The following is a 16,787-nucleotide window of genomic DNA, read 5'->3' as shown; positions in this document are numbered from 1 at the left end:
CCGGCTCGCGCCTCCGATTGTGGACGTACGGGGTCAAGCCGCGCCGGTCATGTGCAGAGGGTGCCGTTGAGGAGGAAGCGTTCCGGTCTGGGGTTGGGTCCGGGGGCGTCGGCGCCGATGAAGCCGAAGGTGATCGAGCGGCCGGGCTTGATGGTCTTGTTCCAGGCGAGGTTCTTGGCCGTCACGGTCGCGCCGTCCTGGGCGAGGTCCGCGCTCCAGTGCCTCCGGACGGCCTGGCCGCCCAGGAAGGACCAGCTGAGGGTCCAGCCGTCGATCGCCTTGGTCCCGGTGTTGGTGATGGTGACCTGGGTGTTGAACCCCTCTGGCCACTGGCCGTGGTTGGTGTAGGTGATCTTGCACGGGCCGGGGGCGGCGGGGGTGTCGAGGTAGGAGGCGATCCAGGAGAGCGGGGAGTTCCAGTTGATCGTCAGCTCGTTGGTGGCCCACGACTCGATGTCGTCGATGTAGCAGAACTGGGGCTTGCAGCCCTGGAGCTTGGCCTGGGCCACCGGGTCCTGGATGGCGGAGTTCGGGCCCCCGGCCAGGGTGCCGCGCGGCGGGTTGGGCAGGGACGGGTCGAGCTGGCGGGCGTACCAGCGGCTGTGCTGGTTCTTCGAGGCGACCTCGCCGTAGCCGGTCACGTACGACTGGTTGAGGGCGTTGCGCCCGAAGATGTAGTCGAGCCCCTCCAGCACCCCGTCGCGGTATTTCGCCTCGCCGCTCAGGTCATGGGCGACGGCCATCACGACCATGTTGTTGAGCACCAGGTTGTTGGAGCCCCAGTCGTAGTCCGGCGGGTTGTACGGAACGCCGTACGGGTGGGCCTTCTGGACGGCGAGATACTTGTCCGCACCTTCCAGGACGGATTCGCGCACCCGCGCCCGGTCGGGGAGCGCGCTGGGCACGGAGGCCAGCTGCAGGCGGCCGAGCTGGGCGGTGTTGCCCCAGTCGAAGCCGCGCTCGCGCCAGATGTCGCCGGTGTGGTGCGGCGAGGCGAGCACGTAGTCCTTGAACTCCTTCTCGCCGGTGGCGAGATAGAGCTCGGCGGCGGCCCAGTAGAACTCGTCGGTCACGTTGTCGTCGTTGTAGGCGCCGCCGCCCACCCCGTCCGCCGGGTCCGCGTACCGCGCGGGGTTCGCCTTCGCCGCCGCCCACGCCTTCCTGGCCGCCGCGAGGTTGCGCGCGGCGAACGCGGCGTCGTACGGGGCGAAGAGGCGGGCCGCCTGGGCCGCGGTGGCGGCCAGGTTGAGGGTGGCGGCGGTGGAGACCGGGTGCAGCTCGCGTGGCTGGGGGTCCAGGTGGGGCATCAGGGGCAGGCCGGTCCACGCGGCGTCGTGGATCTTGTGGTGGGCCATCCCCGCGTACGGCTTGCCCTCGGGGACCTGCATGCTGAGCAGGAACTCCTGTTCCCAGCGGGCCTCGTCGAGGATGTCGGGCACCCCGTTGCCGCTCTCGGGGATGTCGAGGTCGCCGTCCTTGTGGACGCCGTCGGCCTTGGCACGCTCGAAGGCGGACATCAGCTGGTGGACGGAGATGCCGCCGTTGACGACGTACTTGCCGTGGTCGCCCGCGTCGTACCAGCCGCCCTTGACGTTCAGCGTGTAGTCGCAGACGCCGGGCTGGCAGGGCACCTCGACGTCGCCCCGGTTGGGGGCGACCCCGACGTGGCCGGCGGGCCTTCCGTAGCCGGGGCGGAGCTCGTCGAGGATCGGGATGCCGCTGCGCTGGGTGTAGTAGAACTTCAGCGCGTCGGTCCTGAGCTCGCCGTAGACGTCCGCGCCGATGTCGAAGGGGCGGCTGGTCTCGCCGTCGGCCTCCAGCGTGTAGCCGGTGCCGGGCGCGGTGACCGCGCCGAAGTCGATCGAGTGCACGTTCTGGCCGGAGCTCCCGTCGACGCCGCGCGGGACGGTGTCGCCCTCGGCGACGACCTCCCCGCCCTCACCGCCGCGCCTGAGCTTCCAGGCGACCGGCTCCGTCCCCTCGGTGACGAGGGTGGCGTTCTTCGGCCCCGAGGGCAGGTAGCCGACCATGTTCACCCGGACGCGGGGCCCGGTGTCCGGTTCGTAGACGTCGGGTTCGGCCCCGCCCTTGAGGGAGACGTTGTCCACGCAGAACCTCCATGGGGTGGCGCTGCCCCCGAGTTGGAACGCCACCTGCGCGCCCGGCAGGTCCACGGGCGAGGTGAAGGTGTAGCGGTAGTCGTTGCCGGACACGCTCAGCTCGGGGTTGGCCGACAGGTACTGCGTGTAGGGGTCGACCGGGAGCTGGACGAGGGCCTTGGCCACCCGGCCCGGCGTGGCGATCCCGAAGAAGGAGAACTCGTACGTCTCGTCCTTGACCAGGGGGATGTCGTTCTGGCCGATGATGACGTCCCAGGGGTTGGCGGTGCCGCCGGGTACGTCGGCGCACAGACGGCCGTCCTCGACCTCCAACGCGGTGTTGCCGGTGCTCCACCAGGGAGCCGTGCCGGTGTCGAAGGTGCCGTTGACGATCTGTTCCGGGCCGTCCGCGGCGGCGGGCAGGGGGGTCAGGGTCACCAGGGCGGCGGCCGTGGCGAGGGCGAGCCAGGCAGGTGGTCTGATCACGGGGGGTCCTTTGGGCGGGGGAGGTACCAGGTTGCGGGAGCTTGGGTCCGAGGATCCCGTTGCGGGGATCCAAGTGGGAGCGCTCCCACAACCTGGGTGCCCGATGTTTCCAGCGCGTTTCGCCCACCGTCAACCGGCCACTCTCCCCGACCACTCGCTCACCGGGTCAATGACCGATTTGTCGGATGAAACTTTCAAGCCCTACCGGAGTCCGTCTCAGGGAGCGGTCCAGTCGACCTCCGGCCCCCGGGGCACGATCCCGCTCGGGTTGACGTTCGGCTGCGTCACGAAGTAGTGCCGCTTGATCTGGTCGAAGTCGGTCGTGTCGCGGAACGTGGGAACGGCGTACAGCCGGCGTGCGTAGGCCCACAGGACCGGGTAGTCGATCAGCCGCCGCACCGAGCACTTGAAGTGCGAGTTGTAGACGGCGTCGAACCTGGCGAGCGTCGGGTAGAGCCGCACGTCGCTCTCGGTGAGCGCGTCGCCGTGCAGGTACCGGCGGGTGGACAGCCGCTCCTCCAGCAGGTCGAGCGTGGCGAAAACGTCGGTGACCGCCTCGTCGTACGCCTCCTGCGAGCGGGCGAACCCGGCCCGGTAGACGCCGTTGTTGAGACCGCGGAAGATCACCTCGTTGAGCGCGTCGATCTCCTCGCGAAGCTCCTCCGGGTAGAGGTCGGGGGCGCCCTCGGCGTGCCAGGGCGCGAAGGCCGTCTCCAGGGTGAGGGTGATCTGCGGGTAGTCGTTGGTCACCAGGCGCCCGGCGGTGATGTCCCAGACGCAGGGCACCGTGTAGCGGCCCTCGTAGCCGGGGTCGGTCGCCAGGTAGAGCTCGGAGAGGTACTCCGCCCCGGTCACCGGGTCGCCCCCGGGGATCCGCCAGCCCTTCTCGTCCCTGATCGGGTCGACGATCGTCACCCCGACCACCTCCCGCAGGCCCAGCAGCTCGCGGACGATGAGAGAGCGGTGCGCCCACGGGCAGGCGTAGGAGGCGTAGATCTGGTAGCGGCCGGGCTCCGGCGGGTGCTCGCCGCCCGCCTCGATCCGCGTCGTGAACCGGTTCGGCTGCCTCTCGAAGCGACCGCCGCCGGAGATCTCCTTTTCCAGCTTCATGCTTCGACGGTACGGGACCTTCGGCCGGGAGAGGCACCCCCTCCGCCGAGGTATTTCATGTACAACCAGTAGGAAATATTGACTTACCGCGAAGCGATGCGTAGCTTCTCCGGTATGGGCATCTATCTGACTCGGTGCGCGCACGTCGACCTCTGCCGCGTGTTCAGCGCACAGTGTCCGTGATCATGAATCCACCCGCCGTCCCATCCCACACCTCACAGGACGCATAGGACGCCTCTCGTGATCATGATCAGACATGTCCCCATCCCCCTCCCCGCCGCTCCCGTCATCCCCGTTCGTGCCCTCCGGGGAGGTGCCCGGTGAGACTCCGGATCCAGGGGGTCGGCAAGGAGTTCACCGGCCGCGACACCCACCGCTCCTTCGCCGCCCTCGACGACGTCAACCTCGACGTACGGGAGGGGGAGCTCCTCACCCTGGTCGGGCCGAGCGGCTGCGGCAAGTCCGCCCTCCTCGACCTGATCGCCGGGCTGGCCGCGCCGACCACCGGCCGGATCCTGCTGGACGGCGTCCCCCTCGACGGCCCCGGTCTCGGCCGGGGGATCGTCCTGCAGCAGTACGCGTTGTTCCCCTGGCGCACGGCGCTGTCCAACATCGAGTTCGCGCTGGAGGGCAGGGCCGCCACGAAGGGGGAGCGCGCCGAGCTGGCCAGGGGGTATCTGGACCTGGTGGGGCTGGGCGAGTTCGGTGACCGTTATCCCCACGAGCTCTCCCCCGGGATGCCCCAGCGCGTGGCCGTCGCCAGGAGCCTGGCCGCGGATCCGGCCGTGCTGCTGCTGGACGAGCCGTTCGCCGCGCTGGACGCCGGGACCAGGGAGTCGCTCCAGGAGGAACTGGTGCGGATCTGGGAGAAGACCGGTATGACGATCCTGTTCGCCACCCGGAGCATCGACGAGGCCGTCTACCTCGGCCGGAGGGTCGCGGTCATGACGTCCCGGCCCGGCCGGATCGGGCGGACCGTCGAGGTGGATCTCGGCTCCCGCGAGGGAGATCCGAGGGGCGGTTCCCGCTTCGGGGAGTACCGCCACGAGGTGTGGAAGCTTCTCCGTTCCGACGTCGACCAGAAAGCGCCGGTGGCCTCATGAGCATCGTGACCGTGGTGGGAAACCCGCGGCCCGGATCGCGCACCCACGGGGTAGCCGTCCGGGCGGCGGAGGCCGTCGCCCGGCGGATCGGGGACGGGGAGGCTCCCGAGGTCGTCGACCTGGCGGCCCTGGCCCCGCTGCTGTTCGCCCCGGAGACGGCGCCGGAGGTGAGGGCCGCGCTGGAACTGGTGGCCGGAGCCGACGTGCTGGTGGTGGCGAGCCCGACCTACAAGGCCACCTACACCGGCCTGCTCAAGGTGTTCCTCGACCGGCTGCCGGGCGGCGCGCTCGCCTCGGCCGTCGCGCTGCCGCTCCTGGTGATGGGGGACGCCAGGCACTCGCCGGCGGTGGAGGTCCATTTCCGCCCGCTGCTGGTGGAGCTGGGGGCGACGGTGCCCACCCCGGGCCTCGCGCTGCTGGAGTCGCGGATTCCCGACCTCGACGCCGCCCTCGGTCCCTGGGCAGACCGGGTCGGCCCGCAGGTGATCGCGGCACTCGGGAAAAGGGCTCCCGCGTGACGCGGGAAGAGATAGGGGCTCCCATGGGTTTTGAGTAGTGTCCTTTGTTCCTTAAAGGGGAAAAAGTGACGAAGTGGATCATCTTCACAGTAACCCACACAGTCCTAAGCGAGGCGGCATGACCGAGACACTGTCCGGCAGGGCGGTCGACGCGGAGCGTTTCCGGCAGGCGCTCGCCGTCCACGCGGCGGGAGTCGTCGTCGTCACCGCTCAGGTCGAGGGCATGCCGGTCGGTCTCACGGCGACCTCGTTCTCATCCGTCAGCCTCACGCCCCCGCTGGTCTCCTTCTACGTGGACCAGTCCTCGACCACCTGGCCCTGGCTCAGGCAGGCGGACCACTTCGCGGTGAACGTGCTGGCCAGCGACCAGGCCGAGGTGGCCTCGCGCTTCGCCAGGAAGGGCGTCGACCGCTTCGCCGCCCCCACCTCCTGGACTCCCGGGCACCTGGGCGTCCCGCTGCTGGAGGGCGTCTCGGCCCACCTGATCTGCGCTCCCCACTCCACCGTCGACATCGGCGACCACGTCCTGGTCGTCGGACTCGTGATCGATACCAGCCTCGAACCCGGCGGACGCCCGCTCCTGTATCACCAGGGCCGCTTCGGGCGCTTCATCCCGCACCCCTGACCCCTCTCGATCCCTCCTGATCCCGCGGGAACCCTCCGGCCGATCTCGCGGGGGACGTCCGCGCCGGAGCGTTCCTCGCGGGTGCCGCGGCCGGCGCGGGAGGGGGGCGCGGCGCGGGAACCGGAGGTGTCGCGGGCGGCCGGCGCATTGGCGCACGCGCGGAGGCCCGCAGATCCGTTTGTTGAATGAAATGCTGATTGCCGCAATTTCTCACTTATGGCATTACATATGCCAGTTGTCGTGAATGAGACTTCTATCTGTCGTACCCAGGCTCATCATGCGGCTCGTCCGGCCCGCCCGCGGGGCGGAGCCGTGGAGTGTCCACGCGGGGGATGCCTCGGAGGGGGCCGAGGAGGATCCTCAGGCGAGGCGGACGGTGCCCCGGCCGGTGGCCAGGGGGAGCTCCACCGCGGTGCGGATGCCCGGTGGGGCGGCGCAGAGGGCGGCGACGGAGTTCACGGCGTGGGCGGCGGCGCCGGCCAGGCCGTGCGAGATCTCACCCACGGTGAGCATCAGCTGGGGCACACCCTCGATGTGGACGCTGAAGCCGGGATCGGCCCAGCGTTCCACCCGGGTGGCGTCGGCCTTGTAGACGCACTCCACCGTCATGAAGGGGCGGCCGCGGACCAGCCCGCTGAACATCCAGCGGGACGCGCACACGGTGCCCGCCCTGACCAGTCCCGCGCTGATCTCGAACTCCTCGGACGCGAGCTCGAACTCGTCGCTCTCCTCGACCTCGTCGAGGGCCACGCCGAGGTTGTCGGCCACGAACTGGACGCTCTCGGCGAACAGCGAGCGCTGGAAGGCGCGGAAGGGGCGCACGGCGGCGACGTAGTCCTTGGCCGAACGCGTGAAGCCGAACAGGTCCACCACGATCTGCCGGGAAGGGTGCCCCCGGAAGTCGGAGGACTCCCGGACGTAGATGTGGTCGACGCGGCTGGACAGGCCGGTCAGCGTGAGCGGCAGGATGTCGCTCATGAAACCGGGGTTGACGCCGGTGCCGTGCAGGGACGTGCCCCCCGCGCGGCAGGCGGCCTCCAGGCGCTCCACCACCCCCGGGCCGTAGCACTTGGGATACACGAACCCGGTGGTGGTGATGACGTTCTTGCCGGCGGCGAGCAGTGCGCAGATGGTCTCCATGTCGCTCGGATACTCCCCGCCGAAGTAGGACGCCGGCAGCGGCATGTGCAGCACGCAGTCGGCCTCCGTGGCGAGAATCTCCTCGACGTCGTCGGTGCAGGTGACACCGGCCTCGGGGAGCCCCACGAGGGTCCCCGCGTCCTGTCCTACCTTGTCCGGGTCGTAGACCAGGACTCCGGCCAGTTCGAACTCCGGCCGGGTGATCACGCTGCGCAGGGAGTATCTGCCGACGGCGCCCGTGGCCCACTGGACCACGCGCAGGGGCGGCGATAAGGACATATAGGGCCTCCAGCCCAAAATATTGGGCGGGGCCGTACTAGGAAAAAGTGAGGGGTGTCGTCGTTGACCCTCGCCCGTGTGGGGCAAAAACTTTAGCAGAAATTAACACGCGTGCTTACTATCCGCAATGATCCCACGCGTTTTTGGTTACCACTCCGCGCCTTTCTTTCCGGTGCCGGGCCGGTGCAGGGAAGGTCTCTCCGGCGATTCGTCATGGTTCGGCGGATGTCGTCCCGGTGATTTCGCAGGTGGTGTCCCGAGGATCCCCATGGCATCACGAGGGCCGGGCGAGCTATTGTTCAAACGACTAGAATTATGTTCTCGTGGGAGGGTTGCGGATGTCAGAGCTGCGGTTTGACGGCAGGGTCGCGGTCATCACCGGCGCCGGGCACGGACTCGGCCGCTCGCACGCGCTGTCGCTCGCCGAGCGCGGCGCCAAGGTGGTGGTCAACGACCTGGGCGGGGCACTGGACGGCACCGGCGCCTCCGCGGGCCCGGCCGCCGAGGTGGTCGAGCTGATCAGGAAGAACGGCGGGGAGGCGACCGCCAACACCGACAACGTCGCGACTCCCGAGGGGGCCCAGGCGATCGTGGGGACCGCGATCGACACCTACGGGCGGCTGGACATCGTCGTCAACAACGCCGGCATCCTGCGGGACAAGTCCTTCGGCAAGATCAGCGTCGAGGAGTTCGACCAGGTCCTCGCCGTCCACGTCCGCGGCTCGTTCCTGGTCAGCCGGGCGGCGTTCCCTTACCTCAAGGAGCAGGGGTACGGCCGGATCATCAACACCTCCTCGCCCGCCGGGCTGTTCGGCAACTTCGGCCAGGCCAACTACTCCACCGCCAAGATGGGCCTGGTCGGCCTCACCAAGACGCTCGGCATCGAGGGTGCCAGGGCCGGGATCAAGGCCAACGCGATCGCGCCGATCGCCTGGACCCGGATGACCGAGGAGATCCTGCCCGCCGAGTTCGAGGCCAAATTCACCGCGGAGCGGGTCAGCGCCCTGGTGACCTTCCTGGCGCACGAGGCCTGCGAGACCAGCGGCGAGGTTTTCAGCGTCGGCGGCGGCCGGATCGCCCGGGTGTTCGTGGCCGAGGGGCCCGGCTGGCGGCAGGACGACCACACGGTGGAGGACATCCGGGACAACTGGGAGGCGATCCTCGCCGAGCAGCCGTACCTGACCCCGACCACTCTCGGCCAGCAGGCGACCGCCTCGATGAAGGCCATGCTCTGACGGTCACGCACCGGCCGGGGCGGCCGCCGTGGCCGTGACGGCCGGCCGGACGTTCGAGGGCGCTCTCGTTTCGAGGGCGCCCTTTTCGTTCGCGTCGAAGGGGCAGGGGGCGAATCCCCTAGGCGCGGGTCGGCTCTTCCGGCCAAGGCTTCGCGGGCGTCACTGCGACGGCCAGCCCATCGTGATGAGCTTCCGCACGTCGACCATCCCGGTGGCCAGCGCCTCGCTGATCTCCCGCAAGGCCTCTTGCTGCTCACGGGTGAGGCGGTCGAACATGAGTGCCCGAACCTGCTCGGCGTGGCGGGGGGCGGCCTGCCGGACCTGCTCCATGCCTTCGTCGGTGAGTTCCGCCAGCTGGCCACGCGCGTCCGAGGGAGACGGCACCCGGCGGACCCAGCCGTCGCGCACCAGCCGGTCGACCGCGTGGCTCAGCCTGCTGCGGTCGAAGACACACGCGGCCGCGAGGTTGGCCATCCGCATCGAGCGTCCGGGTGCTTCCGAAAGCCTGGTGAGGATCTCGTAGTAGGTGAAGGAGAGATCCGCCTCCTCCTTCAGATCTCGTTCCAGTCGATCGAACAACAGCCTGCTGGCGATCAGGAAGCTGCGCCACGTCCGCTGCTCCTCCTCGTCAAGCCACCGGGTCTCCGTCATCTCGACCTCGCACGAGTTAGTTGAAATTTCAGCACCTTATGCTAGCGTAGGGGAAGGTGCTGAAATTTCAACTACTTCGCGAGGAGGAGATAGATGGACCGTTTGAAGGGCAAGGTGGCGATCGTCACCGGTGCCGCGGGCGGCCTTGGGTTCGCGGGAGTGCGGGCCATGGCGGCCGAGGGGGCACGCGTGGTGATGATGGACCTGTCTTCGTCCGTCCACGAGCGGGCGAAGGAGCTCGTGGGGGAGGGCTTCGACGTCGCGCCGTACGGCGGTGACGTCAGCGTCGAGAACGACATCGCAGGAGTCGTGGCATTCGCCAAGGAGACCTACGGCGGGCTCGATGTGCTGTGGAACAACGCCGGATTGGTAGGCAGCGACTGGATCAAACAGGACACCGACGTGGTGGGTGTCAGCCGTGACTACCTGATGCGGACCTTGGAGGTGAACATGGTCAGCGTCTTCCTCGGCAGCAAGCACGCCATCCCCCTGATGGCCGAAGCCGGGGGTGGATCGATCATCAACACTTCGTCGGTTCAGGCCGCAGGCGGAGACCTCGCACTGGTCTCGTACGGCACGAGCAAGGCGGCGATCGACTACTTGACGAAGTCCATCGCCACCTCGTTCGGCCATCTCGGCATCCGCTGCAACGCGGTGGCTCCGGGGCTGATCCCGCCGCCCGCCGCACCAGAGGCGCCCGGTGGCGCACACCCCCTGGAGGACGTCGCGCCGGTGAAGCTGGTCCTCGACTCCCAGATGCTCGCGTACGTCGGAGAACAAGCCGATGTGGCCAACGCGGTCGTTTTCCTCGCGTCCGACGAGTCGAAGTTCATCACCGGCCAGCGGATCAACGTCGACGGTGGAACGACCGGTCACCTGCCGACGCTCTCGGATCGTCGCAAACTGGCCGGAGCCTGAGCAGCCGGCGCACGACCGCCTCGACCACGACCACCATCAAGTGACGTCCGGGTGAACTCGGTGACCATGCCCGAGAGTTCCCTTTCCGGATCCCCATTGACGATGCGAGCCGTTCTCGCCGGAGGGCGTGCGAATGCCCCCGCCACCGCGGATCACATCCAAGGGGGGCATCGTCGGATACGAAATGCGTGCCATGCAGGTCATGATCCGTTGACCATGGATCAGCAGACCACATGACCGCTCGGCAAGACGCCGGAACGCCGAGACGCGGAAACAACGACGCAACGATGTGAACCGTGCCGGCCTGCGTGCCCGCGCCCGGCCGGATGCCGTGGGTGACCGGCCCTTCTCCCCAGGTCTCGCCCGTCGGGGCGAACCGGCTGGAACCCTCAACCGCGGGCTTTCTTGCGCATACCGCAGATCAACCGCCCGGCACATCACGAATTCCTGAACCCTTCACAAGAGAGGACCCATTATGTCCGATATCGTCAACCTTGCCGTGATCTACTACTCCTCGACGGGCACCGGAACGGCGATCGCCAAGGAAATGGCCGAAGCGGCTGAGGTCGCCGGTGCGAATGTCCGTGTCCGCAAAGTACCCGAGCTGGCACCGCAGGCCGTGATCGACTCGAATCCGCTCTGGGCCGCCCACCACGCGGCCACCGCCGAGGTGCCGGCCCCGAGCCTTGACGACGTCGCTTGGGCGGACGCCGTCATCTTCGGCTCACCGACCCGGTTCGGCAACGTCGCCGCTCAGCTGAAGCAGTTCATCGACACGTTGTCTCCCCTCTGGCAGACGAATGCGCTGGCCGACAAGGTCTACAGCGCCTTCACCTCGACCGGCACCCGTCACGGTGGGCACGAGTCGACCTTGCTCGCCATTTACAACAGCATCTACCACTTCGGTGGCCTGATCGCGCCGCCCGGCTACACCGACCCCGTCAAGTACGTCGACGGCAACCCGTACGGCACCTCACACCACGCGGTGTTCGGCCCCGACCTGGGCTCGATCGACGATGACACCCGCAACGCCGCCCGCCACCAGGCCGAGCGTGTCGTGCGGCTCGGGCGGGCGCTCAAGCGAGGAAACGCCGCCTGACGGACGGCTCTTCCGGCAATTGCCGGCCGCATGGAGCGGAAGAGCCCCAGGAAGGTGTCCTGGAACGCGTCAGGCCTGCCACCGGAGCGGGCGCCGGTCTCGACCGGCGCCCGAAAGGTTCGTCGCATGAAAGGTTCATGATGACTTCCGGCGATTGTGGAACGGTCCGGACGGTGGGCTGAGGTTGTGGAAATCAGATGAATTGCCCGGTAGGGCGGGTGAAAGGGGTCGGGAGGACCGGGGCCGCTTTCGCAGCGCGGGCGAGAGGTTCTGCTTGACGCGAGCAATCTTTTGCTTGACGGTCGGCAGAACTCGTCCCTACCATCCTGAAATGAGGAGGAAATAAGCTAGAAATCAGCAGATTTCGAGATTTGTACCACTCTGCCGGTGCCGCAACCGGCTCGCCCACCCTCTTCCTCCCGATCTTCCGGCATGCCCGCCCAGGCCGTCCGGTTCGTTTCGCATGTCCTTCTCGTTCCCCCCAGGAGATTCCATGCGCCGCCCGCTCACCGCCTTAATGGTCCCGATCCTGCTCCTGTTATCCGTGGTCTCCGGTTTGTCGATGTCCCCGGCGAACGCGGGAACCGCGAAGGCGGCCGCCTTCCGGGTGCTGCTGTTCACCGAGGCCGCCGGCTACGTGCACGCCTCGATCCCGGCCGGCATCACGATGGTCCAGCAGCTCGCCGCCGCCAACGACTTCGAGGTCGTCCAGTCCGCGAACTCGACCGTGTTCAACGACGCGAACCTGGCCACCTTCGACGCGATCATCATGCTGCAGAACTCCGGCATGGTCTGGGACAACGACGCCCAGCGTCAGGCCACCCAGAAGTTCGTCAACGACGGCGGTGGGATCGTGGCGATCCACAACACCACCGACATGGACATCGAGACCCAGTTCCCCTGGTGGGACCAGCTCATCCAGGGCGGCGCGCACATGACCGCGCACTCGGCCATCTTGCAGGGCACCGCCAAGGTCCTGGACAAGAAGCACCCCTCCACCGCGGGCCTGCCCGACCGCTGGGTCCGTACCGAGGAGTGGTACAACTTCAGCAAGAACATGCGCGGCGACGTCCACGTCCTGGTCGCCGCCGACGAGAGCACCTACAACGCCGGCAGCAACAGGATGGGCCCCGACCACCCGATCTCCTGGTGTCGCACCACCGAGGGCGGGCGCGTGTGGGCGACCGCGATGGGCCACGAGAGCGCCTCCTACAGCGAGGCCAACTTCCGCCAGCACGTGCTCGGCGGCATCAAGTGGGCGGCCGGCAACGCCGCGGGCGACTGCGGCGGCACCGTGTGGAACCGGTACCAGAAGGTGACGCTGGACGGCGCGCCCGACCAGCCGATGGGCCTGGACATCGCCCCCAACGGCGACGTCTACTACATCGCCCGCTCCGGCAAGCTCATGCTGGTCCGCAAGAGCAACGGCCAGATCGTGAACACCGGCACGCTGAGCGTCTACACCGGCGGTGAGGACGGGCTGATCGGCATCGCCCTGGACCCGAACTTCGCGACCAACCGCTGGGTCTACCTCAACTACTCGCCGACCGGTTCCGCGGCGATCAACCAGGTCTCCCGGTTCACCCTCAACGGCGCCGGTGACAGCCTCGACCTGTCCAGCGAGAAGAAGCTCCTCAGCATCCCGGCCACCAGGGTCGACGAGCCGGGGCACACCGGCGGGTATCTCACCTTCGGTCCCGGCGGGAACCTCTACATCGGCGTCGGCGACGACATCAACCCCTTCGCCTCCGACGGGTACACGCCGATCGACGAGCGTCCGGGCCGCGCCAACTTCGACGCGCAGAAGACCAGCGCCAACACCAACGACCTGCGCGGCAAGATCCTGCGGATCCACCCCGAGACCAACGGCACCTACACGATCCCCTCGGGCAACATGTTCCCGCAGGGCACCGCGCAGACCCGCCCGGAGATCTACGCGATGGGCTTCCGCAACCCGTTCCGCTTCTCGGTGGACTCCGAGACCGGCTGGATCTCGGCGGCCGACTACGGCCCCGACGCGGGATCGGCCAACGCCAACCGCGGGCCCGAGGGCACCGTGGAGTGGAACCTGATCAAGTCGCCCGGCTTCTACGGCTGGCCGTACTGCGTGGGCAACAACATCCCGTTCAACGACTACAACTTCGCCACGAACACCTCGGGGGCGAAGTTCAACTGCTCGGCGCCGGTGAACAACTCGCCCAACAACACGGGCATGACGAACCTGCCCGCGGTCAAGCCCGCCAACGTCTGGTACAACTACCACCTCGTCAACGAGTGGCCGGAGATGGGCAACGGCGGTGGCGCGGCCCCGATGGGCGGCCCGTTCTACCACTACGACGCGGCCAACCCCTCGGAGACGAAGTTCCCCGCGTACTTCGACGACACCCCGTTCTTCTACGAGTGGAGCCGCAACTACCTGATGGAGATGCGGCTGGACGGCAGCGGCAACGTCCTGAAGACCAACCGCTTCCTGTCCAACCTCGGGTTCAGGTCGCCGCTGGACATGAAGTTCGGCCCCGACGGCGCGATGTACCTGATCGAGTGGGGCGTCGGCTACGGCGGCACCAACCCCGACGACGGCGTCTACCGCATCGACTACATCAACGGCGGCTCACGCTCCCCGATCGCCAAGGCGGGCGGAACGCCCACCTCCGGCCAGGCCCCGCTCACCGTCCAGTTCTCCTCGGCGGGCTCCTCCGACCCCGACGGCGACACCTTCACCTACGCGTGGGACTTCACCAGCAACGGCTCGACCGACTCCACCGCGGCGAACCCCTCGTTCACCTACACCTCCAACGGCACCTACACCGCCAAGCTCACGATCACCGACCCGTCGGGCAAGAGCGGCTCGGCGACGGTGCCCATCACGGTCGGCAACACCGCGCCGGTCGTGAGGTTCGGCTCGCCGCCCGACGGCACGACGATCAACTTCGGTGACTCGGTCCCGTACACGGTGACCGTCACCGACCCCGAGGACGGCACGATCGACTGCTCCAAGGTCAGGGTGGTCACGGCGCTGGGCCACGACACCCACAGCCATGACACGGGCCAGTTCACCGGCTGCTCGGGGACCGTCGTGACCACGAACTCCGGACACGACGCCGACGCCAACACCTTCTACGTCCTCACCGCGACCTACACCGACGCGGGAGGCCTGTCCAACACCGCCAACCTGATCCTGCAGCCCCGGCAGAAGCAGGCCGAGTACTTCACCGGCTCCTCCGGGGTCCGGGTCATCGACCAGGCCGGCGCGCAGGCAGGCAAGCGCGTCGGGGACATCTCCAGCAACGACTGGATCTCCTTCTCGCCGATGAGCGTCCAGGGGATCACGTCGGTCTCCTACCGGCTGTCCTCGCCGTCGGGCGGCGGCACCATCGAGCTGCGCGCGGACTCGCCCACCGGGCAGCTGCTGTCCACCACGACCGTGCCGAGCACCGGAGGCTGGGACACCTACCAGCAGACGGCCGCCACCTCCGTGACGGCGCTGTCCGGCAGCCACCCGCTGTTCCTGGTGTTCAAGCCCTCCGCGGCGAACCAGTTCGACCTCGACTCCTTCACCCTGAACACGACAGGAGGACCGACCGGGCCGGTGGCCGGCGGCGTCTACAACCTGGTCGCCGCGCACAGCTCCAAGGCGGCCGACGTCGAGGCTCAGTCCACGGCCGACGGGGCCAGGGTGATCCAGTGGACGGCCGGCACCGGCACCAACCAGCAGTGGAGGTTCGCCGCCGCGGCCGGTGGCGCCTTCACCCTCACCGGAGTCCAGAGCGGCAAGTGCATGGACGTCAACGGCGGCTCCACCTCACCGGGTGGGCTGATCATCCAGTGGACCTGCCACAACGCCGCCAACCAGCAGTGGAGGTTCACCGCCAACTCCAACGGCACCTACAGGATCGCCTCGGTCGCCAGCAACCTGTGCCTTGAGGTGCCCGGCGCCTCGACCGCCAACGGTACGCAACTGACCCAGGCCACCTGCGGAAGCGCCACCAACCAGCAGTGGAGGCTCACCCGAGTGAGCTGACCTGACATGGTCAAGTTCGCCGACTTTTGCCGATTGAGGCAAAAGTCGGCGAACTGTTAGGTAAAAGTGATTCACAAACCCGCCTAAAGAGGGTTAGCTTCTGCACACCTGCTCGGAACAGGGAGGGTGTATTGAAGCGGACCGTCGTCCGGCCGGAGAACGCGCACCAGGCCGCGTTGCTCCGGCTGCTGCGCGAGGGGGCGCGGTCGCGCGCCGAACTCGGCGACGTGACCGCCCTGTCGCGCTCCCGGCTCAACCTGGAACTCGACCGTCTCGTCGAGCTGCGCCTGGCCGAGCAGGCCGGGCTGGCGGCCTCGCGCGGCGGGCGCAGGTCCGGCCTGGTGCGGATCTCCGGAGATCTCCGCTTCGCCGGGATCGACATCGGCGCGACCTCCATCGACGTGGCCGTCACCGACGGCGAGATGGAGATCCTCGGCCACCTGAGCGAGCGGTGCGACGTGCGCGACGGCCCGGTGGCCGTGCTCGACCAGGCCATGGAGATGATCGCCAAGCTGGGCGAGCAGGGCCTGTTCACCCAGCTGTACGGCGCGGGGATCGGCCTCCCCGGACCGGTCAGCTTCCGCGAGGGGGTGCCGGTGGCGCCCCCGATCATGCCCGGCTGGGACCGCTTTCCCGTCAGGGAGGCGGTCGGCCAGGCCCTCGGCTGCCCCGCCGTGGTCGACAACGACGTCAACATCATGGCCCTCGGCGAGCTCCACTCGGGGCTGGCCAGGCAGGTGGACGACTTCCTGCTCGTCAAGATCGGCACCGGCATCGGCTGCGGCATCGTGGTGGACGGCAAGATCTACCGCGGTGTCTCCGGCAGCGCCGGCGACATCGGCCACATCCGCGTCGACGACCAGGGGCCCGTCTGCGCCTGCGGCAACGTCGGCTGCCTGGAGGCCTACTTCGGCGGGACCGCCCTCGCCAGGGAGGCCACGGCCATCGCCGGGCGCTCGGCCTACCTGAGCCGGCGCCTCGACCTGACGGGCACCCTCACCGCCGAGGACGTCGCCAAGGCCGCCGAGATGGGCGACGCCGAGGCGGTACGGCTCATCCGCGACGGCGGGCGCAGGGTCGGCACGGTGCTGGCCGGGCTCGTCAGCTTCTTCAACCCCGGCCTCGTGATCATCGCGGGAGGAGTGGCCCAGCTGGGCCACGTCCTCCTGGCGGAGATCAGAAGCGTCGTCTACCGCCGGTCGCTGCCCCTGGCGACCGGCAACCTGCCCATCGTGCTCTCGGAGCTCGGACCCGACGCCGGCGTGGTCGGCGCGGCCAGGCTCAGCAGCGACCACGTCCTCTCGGCCCCATGATGAACCAGCGAGGCCCCATGTCAGAAGCCAACCCCCTGCTCCTCATGCGCGGGATCGTCAAGCAGTTCCCCGGAGTGCGCGCCCTCGACGGCGTCGACCTGGAAGTGCTGCCCGGAGAGGTGCACTGCCTGCTCGGCCAGAACGGTGCCGGGAAGTCCACGCTGATCAAGACCCTGGCGGGCGCTCACCA

General features: G+C 68.5%; 13 protein-coding genes. 9 read left to right on the top strand and 4 right to left on the bottom strand.

Going from position 1 to position 16,787, the window contains the following annotated elements; genetic code table 11:
- Positions 1-47: 47 nt before the first annotated feature.
- On the bottom strand, positions 48-2,585 hold the full coding sequence (locus tag ACTOQ1_RS38195) for a glycoside hydrolase family 9 protein (protein WP_440072992.1): 2,538 nt from the start codon (positions 2,583-2,585) through the stop codon (positions 48-50).
- A 216-nt stretch (positions 2,586-2,801) separates the two neighbouring features.
- Positions 2,802-3,695 (bottom strand): glutathione S-transferase family protein, encoded by an 894-nt coding sequence (locus tag ACTOQ1_RS38190; RefSeq protein ID WP_440072991.1) that lies wholly within the window; start codon positions 3,693-3,695, stop codon positions 2,802-2,804.
- Positions 3,696-4,015: 320 nt separating this feature from the next.
- On the opposite strand from ACTOQ1_RS38190, the gene ACTOQ1_RS38185 reads away from it, so the two are divergent.
- From ACTOQ1_RS38185 to ACTOQ1_RS38175, 3 genes are all read left to right on the top strand, one after another.
- Positions 4,016-4,798, top strand: a complete 783-nt coding sequence (locus ACTOQ1_RS38185) for an ABC transporter ATP-binding protein (RefSeq protein WP_440072990.1) — start codon at positions 4,016-4,018, stop codon at positions 4,796-4,798.
- Positions 4,795-5,316, top strand: coding sequence for an NADPH-dependent FMN reductase (locus ACTOQ1_RS38180; protein WP_440072989.1), 522 nt, complete (start codon positions 4,795-4,797; stop codon positions 5,314-5,316). Before ACTOQ1_RS38185 ends, ACTOQ1_RS38180 begins: the two co-directional genes overlap by 4 nt.
- 118 nt (positions 5,317-5,434) lie before the next feature.
- Positions 5,435-5,941 carry a flavin reductase family protein gene (locus ACTOQ1_RS38175; protein ID WP_440072988.1) on the top strand — a complete coding sequence of 169 codons (507 nt, stop codon included), beginning with the start codon at positions 5,435-5,437 and terminating at the stop codon, positions 5,939-5,941.
- 360 nt (positions 5,942-6,301) lie between these two features.
- On the opposite strand, the gene ACTOQ1_RS38170 is transcribed toward ACTOQ1_RS38175, so the two are convergent.
- Positions 6,302-7,360: an NAD(P)H-dependent amine dehydrogenase family protein gene (locus ACTOQ1_RS38170; protein WP_440072987.1), complete on the bottom strand. Its 1,059-nt coding sequence runs from the start codon at positions 7,358-7,360 to the stop codon at positions 6,302-6,304.
- A gap of 338 nt (positions 7,361-7,698) precedes the next feature.
- Here ACTOQ1_RS38170 and ACTOQ1_RS38165 point away from each other — a divergent pair, with 338 nt between their 5' ends.
- Complete coding sequence (locus ACTOQ1_RS38165; RefSeq protein WP_440072986.1) at positions 7,699-8,595, top strand: SDR family oxidoreductase; 897 nt, start codon at positions 7,699-7,701, stop codon at positions 8,593-8,595.
- Positions 8,596-8,754: 159 nt separating this feature from the next.
- Here ACTOQ1_RS38165 and ACTOQ1_RS38160 read toward each other — a convergent pair whose 3' ends face one another.
- Positions 8,755-9,246 carry a MarR family winged helix-turn-helix transcriptional regulator gene (locus ACTOQ1_RS38160; RefSeq protein WP_440072985.1) on the bottom strand — a complete coding sequence of 164 codons (492 nt, stop codon included), beginning with the start codon at positions 9,244-9,246 and terminating at the stop codon, positions 8,755-8,757.
- A gap of 93 nt (positions 9,247-9,339) precedes the next feature.
- Between ACTOQ1_RS38160 and ACTOQ1_RS38155 the strand changes: the two genes are divergently transcribed.
- From ACTOQ1_RS38155 to ACTOQ1_RS38135, 5 genes are all read left to right on the top strand, one after another.
- Complete coding sequence (locus ACTOQ1_RS38155) at positions 9,340-10,164, top strand: SDR family NAD(P)-dependent oxidoreductase (RefSeq protein ID WP_440072984.1); 825 nt, start codon at positions 9,340-9,342, stop codon at positions 10,162-10,164.
- 475 nt (positions 10,165-10,639) lie between these two features.
- Complete coding sequence (gene wrbA / locus ACTOQ1_RS38150) at positions 10,640-11,263, top strand: NAD(P)H:quinone oxidoreductase (RefSeq protein WP_440072982.1); 624 nt, start codon at positions 10,640-10,642, stop codon at positions 11,261-11,263.
- Between the two features lie 562 nt (positions 11,264-11,825).
- Positions 11,826-15,284 carry a ThuA domain-containing protein gene (locus tag ACTOQ1_RS38145; protein ID WP_440072980.1) on the top strand — a complete coding sequence of 1,153 codons (3,459 nt, stop codon included), beginning with the start codon at positions 11,826-11,828 and terminating at the stop codon, positions 15,282-15,284.
- Between the two features lie 131 nt (positions 15,285-15,415).
- Positions 15,416-16,597, top strand: a complete 1,182-nt coding sequence (locus ACTOQ1_RS38140) for an ROK family protein (protein WP_440072978.1) — start codon at positions 15,416-15,418, stop codon at positions 16,595-16,597.
- Positions 16,594-16,787 (top strand): ATP-binding cassette domain-containing protein (locus ACTOQ1_RS38135; RefSeq protein ID WP_440072976.1); only part of this gene is annotated, 194 nt, incomplete at its 3' end. The genes ACTOQ1_RS38140 and ACTOQ1_RS38135, both read left to right, overlap by 4 nt.

The organism is Streptosporangium sp. OZ121, from assembly GCF_051918885.1.
GTDB lineage: Bacteria > Actinomycetota > Actinomycetes > Streptosporangiales > Streptosporangiaceae > Streptosporangium.
The sequence above is the reverse complement of the archived record's forward strand: the minus strand, read 5'-3'. Positions and strand labels throughout refer to the sequence as shown.